Source organism: Citrobacter sp. Cu231, assembly GCF_030332265.1.
Classification (GTDB): Bacteria; Pseudomonadota; Gammaproteobacteria; order Enterobacterales; family Enterobacteriaceae; genus Citrobacter; species Citrobacter meridianamericanus.
The window spans coordinates 278,931-298,949 of record NZ_JAOWIE010000044.1 but is presented as its reverse complement, the minus strand read 5'-3'; the positions used below and the strand labels follow the sequence as shown (position 1 = coordinate 298,949).

22 protein-coding genes are annotated in these 20,019 nt (G+C 51.8%); 10 read left to right on the top strand and 12 right to left on the bottom strand.

Annotation, left to right across the window (positions count from 1 at the left end):
- The first annotated feature begins 9 nt into the window (after positions 1-9).
- The gene (urtE, locus tag OGY15_RS19080; RefSeq protein WP_252838367.1) at positions 10-708 is read left to right on the top strand and encodes an urea ABC transporter ATP-binding subunit UrtE; all 699 of its coding nucleotides are present in this window, start codon (positions 10-12) and stop codon (positions 706-708) included.
- 40 nt (positions 709-748) lie between these two features.
- On the opposite strand, the gene ydeE is transcribed toward urtE, so the two are convergent.
- Positions 749-1,936: an efflux MFS transporter YdeE gene (gene ydeE / locus OGY15_RS19075; RefSeq protein WP_151219165.1), complete on the bottom strand. Its 1,188-nt coding sequence runs from the start codon at positions 1,934-1,936 to the stop codon at positions 749-751.
- Positions 1,937-2,134: 198 nt separating this feature from the next.
- On the opposite strand from ydeE, the gene eamA reads away from it, so the two are divergent.
- The gene (gene eamA, locus OGY15_RS19070; RefSeq protein ID WP_252838368.1) at positions 2,135-3,034 is read left to right on the top strand and encodes an O-acetylserine/cysteine exporter; all 900 of its coding nucleotides are present in this window, start codon (positions 2,135-2,137) and stop codon (positions 3,032-3,034) included.
- A gap of 30 nt (positions 3,035-3,064) precedes the next feature.
- On the opposite strand, the gene marB is transcribed toward eamA, so the two are convergent.
- From marB to marR, 3 genes are read right to left on the bottom strand one after another with little or no spacing between them, the layout of a single operon-like run.
- Positions 3,065-3,286, bottom strand: a complete 222-nt coding sequence (marB, locus tag OGY15_RS19065) for a multiple antibiotic resistance protein MarB (RefSeq protein ID WP_151225441.1) — start codon at positions 3,284-3,286, stop codon at positions 3,065-3,067.
- 30 nt (positions 3,287-3,316) lie between these two features.
- Positions 3,317-3,700 carry an MDR efflux pump AcrAB transcriptional activator MarA gene (gene marA / locus OGY15_RS19060; RefSeq protein WP_003032424.1) on the bottom strand — a complete coding sequence of 128 codons (384 nt, stop codon included), beginning with the start codon at positions 3,698-3,700 and terminating at the stop codon, positions 3,317-3,319.
- A gap of 18 nt (positions 3,701-3,718) precedes the next feature.
- Entirely contained in the window at positions 3,719-4,153 is a 435-nt protein-coding gene (marR, locus tag OGY15_RS19055) for a multiple antibiotic resistance transcriptional regulator MarR (protein WP_040231108.1), read from the bottom strand.
- 257 nt (positions 4,154-4,410) lie between these two features.
- Here marR and OGY15_RS19050 point away from each other — a divergent pair, with 257 nt between their 5' ends.
- Positions 4,411-5,076 (top strand): MarC family NAAT transporter, encoded by a 666-nt coding sequence (locus OGY15_RS19050; RefSeq protein ID WP_151219169.1) that lies wholly within the window; start codon positions 4,411-4,413, stop codon positions 5,074-5,076.
- Positions 5,077-5,113: 37 nt separating this feature from the next.
- On the opposite strand, the gene OGY15_RS19045 is transcribed toward OGY15_RS19050, so the two are convergent.
- The 7 genes from OGY15_RS19045 to OGY15_RS19015 form a co-directional block, all read right to left on the bottom strand.
- Positions 5,114-6,307, bottom strand: coding sequence for a sugar transporter (locus tag OGY15_RS19045; RefSeq protein WP_286540656.1), 1,194 nt, complete (start codon positions 6,305-6,307; stop codon positions 5,114-5,116).
- A 196-nt stretch (positions 6,308-6,503) separates the two neighbouring features.
- Positions 6,504-7,181 (bottom strand): SDR family NAD(P)-dependent oxidoreductase, encoded by a 678-nt coding sequence (locus OGY15_RS19040; protein ID WP_151219171.1) that lies wholly within the window; start codon positions 7,179-7,181, stop codon positions 6,504-6,506.
- Entirely contained in the window at positions 7,182-7,652 is a 471-nt protein-coding gene (locus OGY15_RS19035) for a NanQ anomerase/TabA/YiaL family protein (protein ID WP_151219172.1), read from the bottom strand.
- Positions 7,652-8,821: a sialidase family protein gene (locus tag OGY15_RS19030; RefSeq protein WP_151219173.1), complete on the bottom strand. Its 1,170-nt coding sequence runs from the start codon at positions 8,819-8,821 to the stop codon at positions 7,652-7,654. Before OGY15_RS19030 ends, OGY15_RS19035 begins: the two co-directional genes overlap by 1 nt.
- A 1-nt stretch (position 8,822) precedes the next feature.
- Positions 8,823-10,235 (bottom strand): sodium:solute symporter family protein, encoded by a 1,413-nt coding sequence (locus tag OGY15_RS19025; RefSeq protein ID WP_151219174.1) that lies wholly within the window; start codon positions 10,233-10,235, stop codon positions 8,823-8,825.
- Between the two features lie 76 nt (positions 10,236-10,311).
- On the bottom strand, positions 10,312-11,196 hold the full coding sequence (locus OGY15_RS19020) for a dihydrodipicolinate synthase family protein (protein ID WP_151225443.1): 885 nt from the start codon (positions 11,194-11,196) through the stop codon (positions 10,312-10,314).
- Positions 11,189-12,358, bottom strand: coding sequence for an iron-containing alcohol dehydrogenase (locus OGY15_RS19015; RefSeq protein WP_286540653.1), 1,170 nt, complete (start codon positions 12,356-12,358; stop codon positions 11,189-11,191). The genes OGY15_RS19020 and OGY15_RS19015 overlap by 8 nt, the downstream gene beginning before the upstream one ends.
- Positions 12,359-12,528: 170 nt before the next feature.
- On the opposite strand from OGY15_RS19015, the gene dtnK reads away from it, so the two are divergent.
- Genes dtnK through OGY15_RS19000 form a run of 3 tightly spaced genes read left to right on the top strand, consistent with a single transcriptional unit; the run spans position 12,529 to position 15,515 of the window.
- Complete coding sequence (dtnK, locus tag OGY15_RS19010) at positions 12,529-13,773, top strand: D-threonate kinase (RefSeq protein ID WP_286540652.1); 1,245 nt, start codon at positions 12,529-12,531, stop codon at positions 13,771-13,773.
- The gene (locus OGY15_RS19005) at positions 13,766-14,752 is read left to right on the top strand and encodes a D-threonate 4-phosphate dehydrogenase (RefSeq protein ID WP_151219178.1); all 987 of its coding nucleotides are present in this window, start codon (positions 13,766-13,768) and stop codon (positions 14,750-14,752) included. The genes dtnK and OGY15_RS19005 overlap by 8 nt, the downstream gene beginning before the upstream one ends.
- Before the next feature lies 1 nt (position 14,753).
- Entirely contained in the window at positions 14,754-15,515 is a 762-nt protein-coding gene (locus tag OGY15_RS19000) for a DeoR/GlpR family DNA-binding transcription regulator (RefSeq protein ID WP_151219179.1), read from the top strand.
- On the opposite strand, the gene ptrR is transcribed toward OGY15_RS19000, so the two are convergent.
- Complete coding sequence (gene ptrR / locus OGY15_RS18995) at positions 15,512-16,387, bottom strand: putrescine utilization regulator PtrR (protein WP_151219180.1); 876 nt, start codon at positions 16,385-16,387, stop codon at positions 15,512-15,514. The two genes, OGY15_RS19000 and ptrR, sit on opposite strands and share 4 nt — an antisense overlap.
- 102 nt (positions 16,388-16,489) lie before the next feature.
- Between ptrR and sad the strand changes: the two genes are divergently transcribed.
- The 4 genes from sad (at position 16,490) to OGY15_RS18975 (ending at position 19,931) form a co-directional block, all read left to right on the top strand.
- Complete coding sequence (gene sad, locus OGY15_RS18990; protein ID WP_210905067.1) at positions 16,490-17,878, top strand: succinate-semialdehyde dehydrogenase; 1,389 nt, start codon at positions 16,490-16,492, stop codon at positions 17,876-17,878.
- Between the two features lie 159 nt (positions 17,879-18,037).
- On the top strand, positions 18,038-18,964 hold the full coding sequence (glsB, locus tag OGY15_RS18985) for a glutaminase B (RefSeq protein ID WP_151219181.1): 927 nt from the start codon (positions 18,038-18,040) through the stop codon (positions 18,962-18,964).
- The gene (locus OGY15_RS18980; protein ID WP_151219182.1) at positions 18,964-19,323 is read left to right on the top strand and encodes a DUF4186 domain-containing protein; all 360 of its coding nucleotides are present in this window, start codon (positions 18,964-18,966) and stop codon (positions 19,321-19,323) included. The genes glsB and OGY15_RS18980 overlap by 1 nt, the downstream gene beginning before the upstream one ends.
- A gap of 80 nt (positions 19,324-19,403) precedes the next feature.
- A complete protein-coding gene (locus OGY15_RS18975) occupies positions 19,404-19,931 on the top strand; it encodes a GNAT family N-acetyltransferase (RefSeq protein WP_286540646.1) in 528 nt (175 codons plus the stop codon).
- Positions 19,932-20,019: the final 88 nt, after the last annotated feature.

Genomic DNA, 20,019 nt, shown 5'->3' with positions numbered 1-20,019 from the left:
GGAGTGCAGATGCTGCAGGTGAAAGAACTGAATCAATATTATAGTGGCAGCCATATTCTGCGAGGCGTGACCTTCGAAGCGCATATCGGCGAAGTGACATGTCTGCTGGGACGTAACGGCGTGGGTAAAACGACGCTTCTGAAGTGTCTGATGGGGCTGATTCCCGCCCGCAGCGGAAACGTGTTCTGGCAGGAGAAAAATGTTACTCACTGGAAGCCGTATCAGCGGGTCAGGGCCGGTGTGGCGTATGTCCCACAAGGGCGCGATATATTTCCGCGTCTGACGGTAGAAGAGAATCTTTTGCTCGGTCTTTCCCGATTTTCCACGCAGGAGGCCCGAGGCGTTCCGGATGATATTTACGCGCTTTTTCCGGTGCTACAGGAGATGAAACATCGGCGGGGCGGCGATTTGTCCGGCGGGCAACAGCAGCAGCTGGCGATTGGACGGGCGCTGGCAAGTCGCCCGCAGTTGTTGATCCTTGATGAGCCCACCGAGGGGATCCAGCCGTCGGTGATTAAAGAGATTGGTCAGGTGATTTCCCAGCTGGCGCGCCGTGGAGACATGGCCATTTTGCTGGTGGAGCAGTTCTATGATTTTGCCGAGCAGCTGGCCGATAAGTACCTGCTTATGTCGCGGGGCAGCATAATTCAAAGCGGTGAGGGTAAAAATATGGAGTCCGAGGGCGTTCGGGGTCTGGTCGCCATCTGAGATACGCGACAGAGTGACTGTGGCTCTGTCGCGAACATAACTAGCAGACCGCCGTCTGGCCCCAGGGTTTGGCGCGCATGCCTTTTATCATCAGCGCCCAAGCAAGTACGATTGCCACCATCAACGCCACAAACAGCGACCATGGCGGCAATGTGGTTAGAATGACGCCGCTAACTAATGGGTTTACCGCTGCCCCCAGCCAGCCTAACGACTGGGCGGAAAAATAACTGGCTTTCATGCCAGCAGGTGCGATGTTGTCGATGAGCATGTATTCACCTGGTGCGTAGATGACCTCACCAATAGTGAAAAAAGCAGCAGAAAGTCCCCATAACAGCAGACTGTTACCGGAGAAGGTGAAGCCCACCAGGCCGACCACAAAGAACAGTGTGCCCACTGTCATTAGCGGGCGGATATTGGTGGCGGTGAGCCTGCGCCCGAGGGCGTATTGCAGTGATACCACAATGGCGGCGTTGACGGGCAGGACGACTGCCACCACTTTCTCGGCAAAATCGCCGTCTGCAACCACCATAACGTATTGCGAAATACAGGACGCAAAGGCGCCGCCAACGAATGACGCCAAAAAGGCTGACAGCGTAAACCAGAATAATGCTCTGTCACGCAGCAGTACTGAAGGGGACCAAACCGCGGTGTTTACACCGTCTGCGGCTGCCGGTGAACGTTTTACCCACGTCTGGATAAACACCAGAGGTAGCGCAGAACATGCAGCAGCCAGCCAGAATGGCAGGTTAATGCTTTGCATGACCAGCAGCGTGCCCAGCGGTGGACCAACGGTCCAGCCGATGTTCAGCACGGTATAGTTAAGTGAGAAAATTTTCGTTTTATTGGTTGCAGACAAGTTATCGGCAAACCAGGCTTTCAGCACCGTGGCGAAGACGGAGTAGGCGCAGTTGATCAGGGCAAAGAGCAAAACCACTATCACGACGTTATGCACCAGCGGAATAGCGATAAAGCCGGAGGCAAAGCCGCAGATAGCCAGCAGCATATAGCGTTTTTTATCGAACTTGTCGGCCAGAATACCAAAGCCAAGGCTGAACACCACGCCAATGGTCAGCGCGACCGTCATCGCATAACCGATTAGATCGACACTCAGGTTGTACTGCCGGCTGAGATAGATCGTCATAAAAGGCAGCGTGGCGCCACGACCAATGGTTAATAACAAAGATGACGCGAGTAAAGCGAGAGTGGACCTTCTCAGAGAGATATTCATTTTCCTGCCCGACAATGCATGTTGTTATGTTTTTTTTAGATATCAGAAACAAATAGCATGCTAAAAGTGTGATGTACACCCAATAAGTTGTCCGAAAATGCCCTGTATGGCCTACCTGAATTAATGATCTGTTACGGTACAACGATTTCCGTTACTTTAACTTGTTTACAAAAATTTAATATTTGCAGGGGCGGTGGTATGTCGCGTAAAGACGGGTTATTGGCGTTACTGGTCGTCGTAGTTTGGGGGCTGAACTTTGTTGTCATTAAGGTGGGTTTGCACAATATGCCGCCATTGATGTTGGCAGGGTTACGTTTTTTGCTGGTGGCGTTCCCGTCTATATTCTTTGTTGCCCGGCCGAAAATTCCGCTTTCGCTTTTACTCGGCTATGGCCTGACCATTAGTTTTGGGCAGTTCGCGTTTCTCTTCAGCGCCATCAAATTCGGTATGCCCGCCGGGTTAGCTTCTCTGGTATTACAGGCCCAGGCGTTTTTCACCATCATTCTGGGGGCATTCGCCTTTGGCGAACGTCTGCAGGGCAAACAGTTAGTAGGAATTGCGCTGGCCGTTTTTGGCGTACTGGTGCTGATTGAGGCCAGTCTGAACGGACAGCATGTCGGTATGCTCGGTTTTATGTTGACGCTGGCGGCAGCGCTAAGCTGGGCCTGCGGCAATATCTTTAACAAAAAAATCATGCAGCATACGTCGCGCCCGGCCGTGATGTCGTTAGTGGTATGGAGTGCATTAATCCCGATAGTTCCATTTTTCCTGGCCTCATTACTTCTTGATGGCCCAACGCAAATAGCCCAAAGTCTGGTGGCGATAGATTTGACGACCATCCTGTCGCTGGTTTATCTGGCGTTTGTGGCGACCATTGTGGGTTATGGCATCTGGGGATCATTACTCGGACGTTATGAGACCTGGCGTGTCGCACCGCTGTCGCTGTTGGTACCCGTTGTTGGTCTGGCGAGTGCGGCCGTACTGCTGGACGAAACGCTAAGCGGATTACAGCTGCTTGGTGCATTACTGATAATGGCTGGACTGTATATCAATGTGTTTGGCTTTCGTTGGCGTAAGATTGCCCAGGCGAGAGAGTAAAAAAAGCCCCGCAGTGACGGGGCAATAAAATTAAAGGTTGCGCAGATTGTAATAAGGCACGCCTAATTCATCGGACTTGTCGCTACCTGCGCCCATATGATTAAAATCAAACGGGGACTGATCGTGTGCTGAGGGCATAATCATCGCGTCGCGATTGTTTTGTGCGGCAGCAGGTTGCGCGGTTTGTTCCGCCATGCTCTGGCCCGAAAAAGCAAACATCAGGGCCAGCATTGCATATGACAGAAGTTTCATGATTTCCTCGGTTACGTCGTTAACTGGCGATTAGCAATTACATTGATTGAGTGGCAGCAAATAACGTGATTCGCCGTGCATATTCGTCATACGGTATTTATGCGGCGGAACATCAAAATAGTTTTTGAATGTTCGGGTCAGCGTCTGCTGTGATTCAAAGCCGTAACGCTCCGCCAGATACAGGATCGGTTCGTTACTCTCTTTTAATTTTTGCGCTATTTCAGTCATTTTACGGCTGCGGATGTATTGACCAAGTGAATGACCGGTTTCTTTTTTAAACATCCGTTGCAGGTGCCATTTGGAGTAACCTGAACGCTCTGACACTTTTTCCAGCGAGAGCGGCGATTCAAGGTTATTTTCGATCCAGTCCAAAATGCTATGAATAGTGATTGTGTCAGTATTGCGTCTGGACATCGTCATACCTCTTTCTGTTTACGGCAGGACTTTCTTAAGCAAATGCTCAAGCGTGGTGACTTCATCCGCCGTTAAGTTTTTTGTTAGTTCCTGGTGCAGGTCTTGCCCTACTAATTGATGACACTGCTCGCAAATTGCTGCGCCATGCTCGGTGAGTTTCACCAGCACGCCTCGCTTGTCATGTGGATTCGGAAGCCTTTCAATCCAGCCTTTACAGGCCAGTCTGTCCAGCATCCGCGTCAGGGCGCCGAGATCGACAGACAGCACTTTTTTCAATTCGACAGGGGTGATGCACACCGCGCAACGGATGGAGCAGAGCACCTTGAACTGCGATGCCGTGATATCCAGCGGTGACAGATAGTCGTTTAGTAAACGATCTTTTTTCTGATTAACCATATAGATCAAACGACCCAGTGGGATGATTTCGTTAAACAGATCACTGGTGCTTTTCACAATGGTTGCCCTGGCAAGTAGTTAGTCACGGCTGATATTATTGCTTAGGCAAATATAAGTCAAATGAATGGGTCAGCAAATGCCACGTTTTGCTAAAACATCAGGAGCACGCCAGGCAGAGCGTGTTTTTAACATTCTGAGCCGTTGGGTTTATGCGAAAAAAGAGCTAATGAATCCTTACATCGACAACATGGCTTAACCCTTGAGTTTGCCCTTATACTTGCCGTTGACGAAAAACGCACAGGAAAGATGACATTATGATGGACTTGTTTAAAGCAATAGGACTGGGGCTGGTAGTCCTGTTACCGTTGGCAAACCCGTTAACCACCGTGGCGCTGTTTCTCGGCCTTGCAGGCAACATGAATAGCGCCGAGCGTAACCGTCAGTCACTCATGGCATCTGTCTATGTTTTTGCCATTATGATGGTGGCCTACTACGCCGGGCAGGTGGTAATGAATACGTTCGGGATTTCTATTCCCGGATTACGTATTGCAGGTGGATTAATCGTTGCGTTTATCGGCTTTCGCATGTTGTTCCCACAGCAGAAGGCGCATGATTCTCCGGAAGCGAGAAGCAAGTCAGAAGAGCTGGAGGACGAACCAACGGCCAATATTGCTTTCGTCCCGCTGGCAATGCCAAGCACTGCAGGCCCGGGTACGATTGCGATGATCATCAGTTCGGCCTCCACCGTGCGTCATGGCTCCGAATTTCCAGAGTGGGTGATCATGGTTGCGCCACCGATTATCTTTGCGGTGGTTGGGGTTATTCTGTGGGGCTGTTTACGCAGTTCCGGGGGGATCATGCGCCTGGTCGGCAAAGGGGGGATCGAAGCGATTTCCCGTCTGATGGGCTTCCTGCTGGTGTGTATGGGCGTGCAGTTTATTATAAACGGCGTGCTGGAAATTATTAAGACTTACGCGTAAAGCAAGGTGCCCGGTATGGTCTACCGGGCACTTTTTATCAATGCTGGGGCTGTTCTTCCAGCGATACCGGCCATTTACGAAAGATAATCACTGACCATATCAACGCTACAACGGCAGGCACTGCGCCTACGTAACCAATCGTAGACATTGACCAGTGCAGACTCACCTGATTGCCCACCAGGGCGCCAGCGCCAATACCGATATTGAAGATTCCGGAGAACAATGCCATAGCGACGTCGGTGGCATCCGGGGCCAGCGCCAGCACTTTTACCTGCATGCCCAGACCTATCAACATAATGGCGATGCCCCAGAAAATACTCAGGACAGCCAGATGCATTTCGCTGGCAGCGGCGGGCAGTAATAGCACCAGACATATCGTCAGCAGGGCAATGGCGCTGCTAATCAGTACGGAGGCATGTTGATTACCCAACTTGCCGAATATGACGCTCCCGACAATACCCGCACCACCCAGAACCAGCAACAGTACGGTAGCAAAGTTTGCGCTCAGCCCGGCGACAGTCTGCACAAACGGTTCGATATAGCTATAGGCCGTGTAATGCGCGGTGACCACAATCACCGTTAGTACATACAGACTCATCAACGCCGGACGGCGGAATAACACCGGCAGACTTTTTAATGAACCGGAATGCTCACTGGGTAATGTTGGCAGGAGCTTAATCAGGCAAAGCAGAGTAATTAGCGCCCCCATACCAATGGCGAAGAAGGTAGTGCGCCAGCCAAAATACTGGCCGACGATGCGTCCGATAGGCAGCCCCAGCACCATCGCCAGCGCGGTGCCGGTCGCAATCAGACTGAGTGCCTGCGCGCGTTTCCCGGCCGGAGCAAGGCGGATCGCCAGCGATGCGGTAATCGACCAGAAAATGGCGTGTGCGAAAGCTATACCAATACGACTAATCAACAACACGGTAAAATTCCATGCCAGGAAAGAGAGTACGTGGCTGGCAATAAACACGACAAACAGGCAGATCAGCAGCTTGCGGCGTTCTACCTGGCTGGTGAGCAGCATGAAGGGTAGCGACATCAAGGCCACAACCCAGGCGTAGATCGTCAGCATGATCCCGACCTGAGCGGTCTGCATATTAAAGCTTTGTGCGATGTCGGAAAGCAAACCGACAGGGACAAACTCGGTGGTATTAAAAATAAAACCGGCAATAGCAAGCGTAACTACCCGTAGCCACGCGACCTTGCGGGAAACAGTGTCTGTTGTCATATCTAATAGGTGGATTAGCTGCGAAAAGGTAAGGGCACGATCTTAAAACGTTTGCTGGCGAAAATACAATCATTTTGTGATTCAGATCGCATTTCATTGACTGGATGACATAATTTGCTGCCGAACATTCTGCGTATTTTTAACTATTTCATTATTAATGAAATTCCGGGCGAGGGTATCTCGCCCGGATGGGGATTTAGCGCAACGATGCCCCGCCGCATATGACTAACTCCTGCCCGGTTACCGCAGCGGCATTTTCTGATACCAGCCAGGCGACCAGCGAAGCGACTTCCTGAGGTTTAATCAGGCGGCCAATGGGTGGCACGTTGGGAGGAGAACTTTCACGGCCAGGCATCTTCAGCATTGGCGTTTGCGTAGCGCCTGGGGCGACCACATTCACTGTAATCCCTTTTGGTGCAAGTTCTGCGGCCCAGCTTCTGATCATTCCCACCAACGCGGCTTTGGTTGCCGCATACTGTGAACGACCAGCCGCACCACGAGAGGTTCGACTTCCGATGGCCACCACCCGCCCGCCAGCGACCATCCGGGGAGCAAAGTAATTGACCAGCGTTTCGACGGCCTCAATATGTAAATGCCATAATCGCTGGCTGATGTCGGCGTTCAATTCCCCCAGCGGTGCCGCAGCCATAATACCTGCGGCATGAATAATAGCGTCAGGTGTGGCGAGCGTTGGCATTATCTCCCATAAAGATGAGTTGTCGCTCAGATCCACATTCACGCAGCAAAACGCAGGATCGCTGCGTGCGACGGAGGAGCGGCACAAACCTGTTACTTGCCAGCCGTCATTGAGCAACTGAGTGACAATGGCCTCGCCGATCCCGGAGCTGGCTCCGGTGACAATCGCGTGACGCATTTAAACCTCCGGAGATGACAGGGGAACTTTGAACACGGCTTTGCGGACTGTTCCTGGCTGGCTGACCGCACATAATGCCTGATGCGCTTCACCAGGCATAAAGACGGCAAAATCTCCTGCTCGTAACGTTATCGTGACATTCAGTTCAGCCTGTGTAGAAATAAAAAGGTCGGGTTTGCGTTCTTCATCACCGTTGAAAAAAGCAGATTTTCCCCCCGCGTTGATACGCTCTTCTCCTGTCAAAACCACCTGTATATCGGCCCACTGGCGATGGTATTCAGTATGACGCTGCGAGGCTTGCTGGGTTTGCGCTGGGCCAAGAGTACAAAACCAGTCGACATTATCAGGCTGCCATCGGCCATCTTCTCGTGCCTGTAAGGCCGCGAGATGGCAGCGGGGATCGCGCAGTATATCCTGCAGACAGAAGGGTAACCCTGCCAGATCGAGAACGTTAAGATTACCGATAATCATCAGTGATCCTCCTGAATCCATTCCGGAGTGAGGCGAACGTATTTAATGGCCTGACGAAAATACGTATAAGCAATGTGCAATTGACCATCAGCACCCTGTTTAATACTGGGATAGGAAAACTCACGGTTGAGTTTTTCTTGTGAATTGTTGGTCATGCAATAACCGTCGCCTTCATCAAGATTACGCTGCCAGGGCCACGTTTTACCCCCATCGGCAGAGAGGGCGACGGTCATCGGTGCGCGTGGTGCGCCCCAGAAAGCCGAACGGCCTGATGTCACTACCGGCTGGATGCGGTCATCATCGCCATCGTCAATTTCATCATACAGTGATGTGCGGCGCTCACTGGCTCCGGTCGCGTTCATCGCGTTGAATACCAGCGCGAGCCTGCCATCATCCAGCGTAGTAACCTGAATTGAGGAATTATTATTGGGTAATGTCGTTGGTTGTGGTGCCGACCAGCTTTCACCCATATCGGTGGACGTGCTGTACCAGATATTGTCGGCCCAACGGCTGCGGTACAGGGCGATAAGTGAGCCGTCCAGCAGCGGTGTAATATTCATATGAACGCAGCCAAGACTTTGCGGAACTTCCACATCACGCCAGGTTTTACCGCGATCGGATGAAATTTTGACTGCGCTAATATCATCATTACCGACCCATTTTTCGCCCGTACGTGTGCGGCAATAGAAAACCGGAAGCAACCAGTTGCCATTGTCCATCACCATAATTGGCTGGCGGATAAAGGTGCCTGGTTTATCCAGCAGGGTACCTGTCTCGCCCCAACTCTCCCCAAGGTCATGTGATTGACGATAACGCACAATAGCCGTGTCCTGATTGCCAGAGATCTGGGCGGTCCAAAGCAGCCATAAGACGTTATCTGGCGCGAGGAACAGCACAGGGTTTTGCTCTGAGCGACCCGGATCATCAGACAGTTTAACAGCCTGGCTCCAGCGCTCGCTTCCTGGGCGCAGACGTGAGCTCCAGATTGAGATGTCTGCGATGCCTTCCTGAGTACCGCCGAACCAGACGCACATCAGTGAGCCATCGGGCAGAGGCATAATATTGGCGGCATGATTCTGCGGGCATTCTGAAGGCAGCATGGCAATAACCACACGCTCATCTTGTTCGAGTTTTCGCAGCATGCCATCGCGATTTACGGTTACGGTCATTTTAGACTCCATTATTTTCGACAGGTTTGGGAGTAGCTTGCTGGGATTTGTTAGGGATTAGACGGTCGAGAATCATAATCACCGCAGGCGTCAGCAAGGCGATGTACATATTATTGATACCGAACGGGTCACCCAGCAGATACCAAACGGATGTCACCACGCAGGCTCCCAGCAGGGCACAGTTTGCACCGCGAGTGCTTTTAAAGAACGGCGCATAGAAGGCGATAATGGCGACGACGGTAATGGAGAGTCGGATCGCACGGGTAAAGAAGGAGAGCTTTAATACTTCCGGTACCAGCAGGACGAAAATCAGCGGCAGGAAGCCAATGAACAAGGAGATCCAGCGAGTCGCTTTAAACTCCTGTTCCTTGGTAGGGTTACGCATTGGCACATAAAAATCTTTCACCACCAGTGAGGCGATAGCCAGAGCAACGGTACTGACACTAACAAAAATAGAGGCTACAAGTGACGTTGTCACAAGCCCGGCCAGCCATGGGTCCATATCCTGCAGAAAAATGGGCATTGCATACAGGCTGTTAATTTCTGGGTGAAGAAACTTCGCCGCCACACCGATAATGGCGATAGCAAAAGCAATTGGTAAACAAAAGAAGAAGGCGATCCATGTTGATCGTTGGGCGGATTTGACATCTTTAGTTGATGAAATCGCCTGGATCACAAACTGTGTACAGAAAATAGAACCAATGGTACCGATGAGCCATGCGACGATAGTACCCGCGCCGATGTTGCCATCCCAGGTCCAGTAAAAGTCTGGCATTTGTTCAATCATCGGTGAGAAACCGCCGGTTCTTGAGAGAGCAAACCCCATAATGATCAACAGACCAATGTACTTTAGGGCACTGTGCAGCATCGTTACCCAGGCAACGCCTTTCATGCCGCCAAAGGCAAAATAGAAGGTGCTCACAATGGCGGTTATAAAGGCGGCAACAGGTAAATTGACCTGCAGTACTGTCGAAATCGCCGCGGCGCCGCTGACGTAGTTTCCGACGTTTACCAGCAGCAGGGCGTAAATCATGATGATAGAGATAATGTTTTTTGTGCTGTTGCCATATTTCTCGGCAATGGCACCCGATATAGTGATTTTCCCTGTATTGTAGATACGTTTAACCAGTATCAGACCGAACAGAGGAAAACCTATAGCGGCACCGAGAACAGACCAGGATGCGGCTATTCCGCCTTCAAATGCTGCCTGAGCGGTACCAATGGTAGATTTGGCGCCGATATATTCGGACATAAGGAGAATACCGACGATGAAGGCAGGCATGGCACGCGAGCCTTCCATAAAATCGCCAGCATTTTTACTGCGTAGGCGGAAAGTGAGCCAGGTTGTAAAAATAATATAGGCAATCACGATCCCTACAATGATCAGAGTGTCTGAAGAGGTAAATGAGTTCATCTTAGCCGCCCTCCAGGGCGTACGAATCCAGGGGGCGCCAGGCTCCCGGGTATTCTTGTGACGATTGAGAAATCCTTTAGTGGGCGAGATGCGACACTATCTGGCGGATAGTATTTTCCTGTTGCTCACTAAACGTGACGGCGTAACGACTTGCGCCTACCTCATGTCCCATGATTTGCAATGCTTTTTTGACTGCGGCGGGCGAGAACGCAACGTTATAGAGCTCGGTTCGCAAACCCGTGACGCTTTCCTGCGCTTCACGCGATCCGACAACATCACCGGCCTTGAATCGCGTCCAGATAGCGTTAATTTCTTTTGGCGCTACGTTCGCCAAACCGGAAATACAGGCTGAACAACCGTCAACGAATCCTTGATGAATCAGCGAGTCCGGCCCATTTAGCACATCAAAACCTTCGATATCTTTGACGGCGTTGAGGAAACCTTCGAGGCTTTCATAGCTCCCGGCGCTGTCTTTGATACCAATGATGTTGGGATGCGCCGCCAGTACGCTTGCGGTTTCTGGTTCAATGGTGTTACCCGTACGTGCCGGAATGTTATAGAGAAATACCGGCACCGATAGCGCGTCGGCAATCGCGGTATAATGAGCAATCAGTTCCTGCTGTTTGAGCGGAACAAAATACGGGGTAATCACCGATACGGCATCGACGCCCATTTTTTCAATTTGCTTGCCCAGACGAATGGTTTCACGGGTTGAGATTTCACCGATATGCGCCACCACATTTGCCCGTCCAGCGACTTCCTCAACGCAGGTGCGGGTCACTGCTATTTTTTCTTCCTCGTTAAGCACAAAAAACTCACCGTTCGTACCGCCGCAGAAAATGCCGTTGCCGGCGTTTAGCTGGCGATTAACCTGATTTTTGAGCTCGTGGAGGTTTAGCGCCCCTTCGTTGTCAAAGGGGGTGACGATTGCCGTCAGTACACCACAAATTTTCTTACTCATGATTCACTCCTTTGGTAATCAGTTCTGGAAAAAGTGTTTGATAAATAGCCTTAACATCGTCATGGCTTACCTGACAGGGGGTGTTGTTAATAAGACGTTTTACGTTGAGCGCGGCATCGGCGAGAGTGGAAATATCTGTGGGTGGTACCCCGAGCGTTGCCAGGTTATCGGGGAGGTTGAGTCGTTTCACAAGTGCGGAGAAGTATTCCACCAGCGCGAATGATTTTTCTTCGGTACTCAGGGTCCGATCGGCATCAGGCAACAGATCCCAGACCTGAGCGAACTTGTCGACCACATGAGGACGGATAGCTTTCATGCAAGGGGCTAACAGAATGGCATTGGCTATACCATGAGGCAGGTGATAGCGACCTCCGAGTGGGTAAGAGAGTGCATGGACAAGATGTGTTCCGGCATGATTAATCGCGACTCCGCCATAATATGACGCCCACAGCATTTCCAGTTTAGCCAGCAAATTGTTCGGTTCATTAACCGAGGTTTCGATGTTCTTTAGCAACTTCTGTAACCCGATGAGCGCCGCATTGTCACTGATCGGATTGGCGATGGTGGCTGTAAAGCACTCAATCAGATGACATAACGCATCTATTCCGGTTGATGACGCAATATGCGCTGGCATGCTGGTCGTCAGTTCCGGCAACAGGGCAACGTAATCGGGTAATAGCACCGGAGAAATGATGCCGACCTTGGTGTTTTGTTCCGGGATCGCCAGAATCGCATTAGGAGTTGCTTCAGAACCCGTCCCTGCAGTGGCTGGAATCAGCACTGAAGCTACGCGGTGCAACGGTTTCTCGCCTGCCAGCATGGCGTCAAGAGAAGAGGATTCAGGATGACATAAGACTGAGAGCAACTTCGCTACATCCAGTACGCTGCCACCACCAATACCTATCACCATCTCTACGTTAAGACCTTTAACGCTTTCTAACAGTGCCGCAACGTCATGATGACCCGGCTCGGCAGGCACGCTATCAATAAGTGTGACCTGGCGGCCATCGTTACTGAGCAAGGTGCGGATCTGCGCCACTGCATCCAGCCTGACGATATTGCTATCGGTCACCAGCAATAGCTGGTGCTTGCCTGTCAGTATTGGTTCCAGCGCGGGGATGGCATTTGAACCGCTAATCACGGTGCTATTGATTGTTGCCACAACATTCTCCTGTAGGTGAGTGATTGAATTCGCTCATTTCGTTTCAAAAGCGATTTCATCATGGGCTGAATTTATAATTTATCTCGGAACTGAATAACTTGAGCTTGCTCACACTTAATCAAATGTGATTGAATATAATCATTATCAAAATTCAACAACCCGGAGCATGGATGAGTAGACATGTTGTAAGACCCCAGATCCTTGTCATTGCTGATGACTTTACGGGGGGAAATGATGCGGGAGTGAGTCTGGCGATGACGGGAATGACGGTGAACGTCGCTTTCACATTGCCCTGTGCCGATGATGCAGATGTGCTGGTCATAAACAGCGATAGCCGGGCACTGGATGCTCAACAAGCCGCGGCGAGGGTAAGCGATTTGGCTCTTGCCTGTCAGGCAGAACCTCAGACGCAGTGGCTGAAGAAAATCGATTCAACATTGCGGGGTAATCCGGGGGCGGAACTGGACGCGTTGATGCGAGTAACGGGCAAAAAACGTGCCATTTTAGCGGCTGCTTATCCTGCCGCAGGCCGTACCACCGAGCAAGGGCAATGCCTGATTCACGGCGTTCCGGTAACGCATACCGAATTTGCCAGCGATCCTAAAACACCGGTGATGAGTGCTGATATCTGTGAAGTGATACAGGCGCAAACAACCATTGCGTGTCGGTCGATGTCTCTAAATGACTACACGCAGCACCTGCATGAGCCTGTTGTTGAGACGCCGCAGATTTGGGTTGTGGATGCGCGGACTGACGCTGACCTGGATGTGATTGTTACTCAAGCGCTGATGCAGGATGAGCTGCCGTTGTTGGTGGGGTCAGCCGGAATCTGTGATGCACTGGCGCGCCATGTGCAGGCACCTTCTTCCCAGCGCTTGCTGGCTGTTGTGGGATCAATGAGTGAAATCGCTCAACAACAGGTTGCCGCTGTGTACCAGAACCCGCAAGTGGGGATGGTATTCATCGATATCGAGAATATTTTCAGCGGTGGTTCAACAGCGTACGTGCAGCGCATTGTTGGAATCCTCGCCTCTGGTAAACACTGCATCGTTCACACAAGTCCCGACAGTGAAGCACGCCATCATATTCCGCAGTTGTGCGTGCGCATGGAGACGAATCGCGTTCAGCTCGGTGAAAAAATCTGCCTGTTTCTTGGACAGCTTATCCGCCAGGTTTTGCAAGAGGTATCGCCAGGCGCGCTGTATCTCTCTGGTGGCGATGTGGCGATGGCGGTTGCAGACGCCCTTAAGGCAACAGGATTTCGAATTACCGACCGTGTGGCCCAGTGCGTGCCGTACGGTCATTTTGTCGGTGGCGACTGGCAACGCCCGGTTATGACAAAGGCAGGGGGATTCGGTGACGAAACGACGTTGCGTCAGGTTTTAAATTTTATCGAGGAGAACATGAGTGAATAACATTATTGCAGTAACAATGGGCGATCCTGCCGGTATTGGACCTGAGATTATTATTAAATCGCTGGTGGAGGGAGAACTCTCTGGCGCGCCGGTTGTGGTTGTGGGATGTGCCCAAACGCTGCGTCGTATCCAGTCATTAAATGTCACACCGCCAGCGGAACTTCGGGTTATCGACAGCGTAGACCTGGCGCAATTCGCCCCAGGTGTTATCAACGTGATTGATGAACCGCTTGCCGATCCTACCGCTCTTCAGCCAGGAGTGGTGCAAGCGCAGGCGGGAGATTTGGCCTATCGCTGCATAAAACGCGCTACAGCACTGGCGCTAAGTGGTGAAGTTAAGGCTATTGCTACCGCGCCGCTGAATAAAGAAGCGTTGCATCTGGCGGGACATCATTATCCCGGACATACCGAACTGCTGGCACAACTGACCAACAGCAAAGACTACGCGATGGTACTTTATACCGATCAGCTTAAAGTCATTCACGTTACCACCCACATCGCGTTGCGCAAATTTCTTGATACGCTCAGCGAGCAACGTGTAAAAACGGTCATTCAGGTGGCGAATGATTTCCTGCGTCGGGTAGGGTTCGATAATCCACGTATTGCGGTTGCTGGCGTCAACCCCCATGCCGGCGAAAATGGCCTGTTTGGCGAGGAAGAGATAACGATTGTCGGACCTGCGGTGCGTGCAATGCAAGCGGAAGGGGTAAATGTTACGGGCCCCTGTCCACCGGATACGGTATTTATGCAGTGCCACGAAGGTATGTACGACATGGTGGTGGCGATGTATCACGATCAGGGCCATATTCCGCTAAAATTGTTGGGATTTTATGATGGGGTGAATATCACCGCCGGATTGCCGTTTATTCGCACCTCTGCGGACCACGGTACGGCGTTTGATATTGCCTGGACAGGAAAAGCCAAGTCTGAGAGCATGGCGGTGTCTATCCAGTTAGCAATGCAAATTACGCGGGAATAAAATGAAGGGATATAATCGGTTAGAACAGATTATGGATTATCTGAAAGGGCATAATCTGGCGACTGTTGAACAGCTCGTCGCTGTGACTCAGGCCTCTCCGGCGACCATTCGTCGCGATCTGATCAAGCTTGACCAGGAAGGTGTCATCAGCCGTACCCACGGAGGCGTCACGCTTAACCGGTTTATTCCTTCACAACCTACCACGCATGAGAAAATGCAGCGTAGTCTGCTGGAAAAGCAGGCTATCGCCTGTGCGGCGGCAAACCTGGTGAAAGCCGGTGATGCTATTGTTCTCGACGCGGGGACGACAATGATTGAGCTGGCTCGTCAGCTCACCCATCTGCCGCTGCGGGTTATCACCAGCGATCTGCACATTGCGCTTTTCTTCTCTGAGTTTAAACAAATTGAAGTGACCATTATTGGCGGACGTATTGATGATTCCAGTCAGTCCTGCATCGGTGAACATGGACGTAAACTGCTGCAGAACGTCTGGCCAGATATCGCGTTTTTGAGCTGCAACGGTTGGGACATAACGCGAGGGATCACCGCGCCGACTGAAGAGAAGGCCGGATTGAAAAGCGACCTGATTGCTAATGCCAAACGTCGGGTACTGCTGGCGGACAGTTCGAAATACGGCGCATGGTCACTGTTTAACGTTACACATCTGGATGCGTTGACGGATATCGTGACCGATGCGCATCTCAATGAAGACGTGCGCGAGCAACTGGAACAGCTACCCTGCCAACTGACTATTGCCAGTTAATCCCTGGTCTGCGACAACTGGGGGTTCAATACCTCAATAAACGCTTCCAGTTGCCTCGTCATTGCGCCTCTGCGCCATACCAGCCACGTATTCAGCCAGCGCCAGTTTTCGCTTAGCGCCCAGGCGTTGACCTGATGATGTCCTGGCATACTCTCCAGCATCGAACGTGGGATCAGCGCGATCCCCGCGCCGGCAATCACACAGGCCAGCATCCCGTGATACGACTCCATTTCATGAATAGTGCCGGGCATGGCGCGATCGGCATGAAACCAGCTTTCAAAATGGCGGCGGTAGGAACAGTTGGCACGAAAGGCGTAAATACTGCACCCGTTAACGTCGCTGGCCCGCTGGATAGGAGGATGACCGTACGGAGTGACAATCATCATCTCTTCACGGTAGACCGGCATTCCTTCAAGGCCTGGGTGGGTAATCGGTCCGTCAACAAAGGCAGCGTTCAGCGTCCCGTCGAGCACACCATCCAGCATTGTGCCTGAAGGACCGGTCGCCAGCGCAAACTGAATTTTGGGATAACGCTGATTATATTCAGCCAGCGTCGCAGGAATGCGCACGGCAGCGGTGCTTTCCAACGAGCCAAGCGAAAACAATCCCTGCGGTTCATCCCCGGCGACAACCATTCTCGCTTCATCAACCAGTGCGAGGATCCGCTGGCTATAGCGTAAAAAGTTGTGGCCGGACGGGGAAAGCCGCAGACGCTGGTTTTCACGAATAAACAGATCGACGCCAAGGTCGGCCTCAAGCTGGCGGATGCGGGTGGTGAGGTTGGATGGCACACGATGCACCTTCGCGGCAGCCTGGGTAATACTGCCCGTCTCCGCGACGGCATTGAACATTTCCAGTTGCGTCAGGTCCATAATATTCTCTATTCGTGAATGGAGTGGTTAATATTATTCATTTTTCAGAAAGAGTAAATATGCGCATGATATAACCATACCCTGCGATAAAGAGAGGCAACTATGACTATCACTGCAGCAACACATGCGATTTCTGTCAATCCTGCTAATGGCGAAATGTTAACGGCGATGCCGTGGGCCAGCGCGGAAGAGATTACTCATGCACTGACCCTTGCCGCGAATGGTTACAGCGAATGGAGACACACTTCCGTTGAGCACCGTGCGCAATCGCTGCGTGATATCGGGCAGGCTCTGCGTAATCGCGCGGAAGAGATGGCGCAGTGTATCTCACGTGAAATGGGGAAACCCATCAAGCAGGCGCGTGCTGAAGTGGCCAAATCAGCCGCATTGTGTGACTGGTACGCCGAACATGGACCGGAGATGCTCAATCCGGAACCCACGCTGGTGGAAAACAATCAGGCGGTGATTGAGTATCGCCCCGTAGGAACCATTCTGGCGGTCATGCCGTGGAACTTCCCACTCTGGCAGGTACTGCGTGGCGCCATTCCAATTCTGTTGGCCGGAAATGGCTATCTGTTAAAACATGCGCCTAACGTAACCGGCTGTGCTGCGATTATCGCGCAGGTTTTGGCTGATGCCGGCGTACCTGCAGGTGTGTACGGTTGGGTGAATGCCGATAACGCCGGGGTGAGTCAGATGATCAATGATCCGCGTATCGCAGCCGTAACGGTGACGGGCAGTGTTCGTGCTGGTGCGGCGATTGGTGCTCAGGCGGGCGCAGCGCTGAAAAAATGCGTGCTTGAACTGGGTGGTTCCGATCCGTTTATTGTCCTTAATGATGCCGACCTCGAGCTGGCCGTTAAAGCTGCGGTTGCCGGACGTTATCAAAATACCGGGCAGGTTTGTGCGGCAGCCAAGCGTTTTATAATCGAAGAAGGGATTGCGGCAGAATTTACCTCACGCTTTGTGGCGGCCGCGAGCGCGCTGAAAATGGGCGATCCGTTAAATGAAGAAAACGATCTGGGTCCGATGGCGCGATTTGATCTGCGTGATGAGTTGCACCAGCAGGTCGAAGCCTCCCTTGCTGAAGGGGCGCGGTTGCTTCTCGGCGGGGAAAAAATTGCCGGTAAGGGCAACTATTATGCCGTGACGGTACTGGGTAATGTCACCCCGGAGATGACGGCGTTCCGTCAGGAGTTGTTTGGTCCGGTCGCGGCGATTACCGTGGCAAAGAATGCGGAACATGCCTTAGCACTGGCTAATGACAGTGATTTCGGTTTATCAGCCACGGTATTCACGGCGGATGAAGCGTTGGCTCAGAAGATGGCGGCACGCCTGGAATGTGGGGGCGTATTCATCAATGGCTACAGCGCCAGCGATGCCCGCGTTGCGTTTGGTGGCGTTAAGAAAAGTGGGTTTGGCCGCGAGCTTTCACACTTTGGTCTGCATGAGTTCTGTAACGTGCAAACTGTCTGGAAAAACCGTCTCTGATGGTGTGGTGCCTCCGTCGGGGGCACCTTTCGAAATTGTATATTATGAATCTCACCAGCTTATGCAGGCTATAGCCAGATTCCGCCTTCCGGCCTGACGCTGCGTATTCAGCTCTGTTATACTCGCAGGCCTTTCATACCTGCGAGCAAGGAGCATGTTGTGGCCAGGGCCATGAACAATTCAATTTTAGAGACCATTGTGCAGCAGGTTCGTCCGCTGATTGGTCAAGGTAAAGTCGCTGATTACATTCCTGCATTAGCCTCCGTCGACGGTTCAAAACTGGGTATTGCCATTTGCACCGTTGATGGACAGCACTACCAGGCGGGGGATGCGCAAGAGCGCTTTTCTATTCAGTCAATTTCAAAGGTGCTCAGTCTGGTCGTGGCGATGCGTCACTATCAGGAAGATGAGATCTGGCAACGCGTCGGTAAAGATCCTTCCGGTCATCCTTTTAACTCCCTGGTGCAGCTGGAAATGGAGCAGGGGATCCCACGTAATCCCTTCATCAATGCAGGGGCGCTGGTGGTTTGCGATATGCTGCAAGGGCGTCTGAGCGCACCGCGTCAACGGATGCTGGAAGTGGTACGGGCATTAAGCGGCGTGTCGGATATCGCCTATGATGCGACGGTGGCGCGCTCTGAGTTTGAGCACTCAGCACGTAACGCGGCTATCGCCTGGCTAATGAAGTCCTTTGGCAATTTCCATCATGACGTGACCACCGTATTGCAAAATTATTTTCACTACTGCGCCCTGAAAATGAGCTGTGTGGAACTGGCGCGTACATTCGTCTTTCTGGCAAATCAAGGGCATGCTTTTCATCTTACGGAGCCGGTGGTTACACCCATGCAGGCCCGGCAGATCAACGCGTTGATGGCGACAAGTGGCATGTATCAGAACGCAGGGGAATTTGCCTGGCGGGTTGGCTTACCGGCGAAATCTGGCGTCGGTGGCGGTATTGTGGCTATCGTTCCCCACGAGATGGCGATTGCCGTCTGGAGTCCTGAGTTAGATCCGGCGGGAAACTCACTGGCCGGCATCGCGGTGCTGGAGCAATTAACGCAACAGCTGGGGCGCTCGGTTTACTGATGAATAGGCTCGATCCTCTTTTTGCACGGCTGGCGAAATCAACGTTCCGCTCGCGCTTTCGTCTTGGTCACAAAGAGAGACAATATTGTCTGGATAAAGGTGCGCCGGTTATTGAACAACACGCTGTGGATTTTATTGCTAAACGACTGGCTCCGGCGTTTCCTGCCAATGATGGCAAACAGACCCCCATGCGCGGACATCCGGTATTTATCGCTCAGCATGCCACGGCAACCTGCTGTCGGGGATGCCTGGCGAAATGGCATGATATCCCTCAGGGTGTGGCGTTAAGCAACGAACAACAACGTTACGTTGTTATGGTGATTTATCACTGGTTAGTGCTCCAAATGAATAAGCCATAGATAACATAATCCTATGATACGACTCCTTGTGTTGTGTTTTTGTTAAAAGCAGTATGAAGGCGTCAATCTAAGGAGAAAAAATGGTTTCCTCTACCCCCTGCTTTGTGCTGAGCGCGGCACAGATTCTGTCGAGAGTCGACGAGCTCAGCGATATCCTTGAAACATGCGTCAATAACGGCGCTTCCGTTAGCTTTATGTCACCTTTTAATCGTGATAAATCACGGCCATTCTGGTTGGACGTCGCACAAAGTGTTACTCGTGGTGAAAGGATTGTTCTGGGCGCGGAGGACGCTCAGGGGGCGCTTGTCGGTGCCGTCCAGCTTATTCTCAATCAACCCGAAAATCAGCCTCATCTTGCGGATGTCGCTAAACTGCTGGTGCACACCTCGGCACGGCGGGGCGGCGTTGCCAGAAAATTGATGAGCGAACTGGAAAGCTGCGCACGTGAGCAAGGTAAAACGTTGCTGGTGCTCGATACAGCGACGGGCAGTGGCGCTGAGTTGTTCTACCACAATTGCGGATGGCAAAAAGTAGGCGTGATACCCGATTATGCCAAAATGCCAGACGGGACGCTGACCGGGACCACACTTTTCTATAAATACCTCTAATTTGTTGCTGGGGATTGATCAAAACAGGGTTTCAATGTATTAAAGTTTGATAACCTATTGTACCAATTCAATCAGGTTGTATGACTAA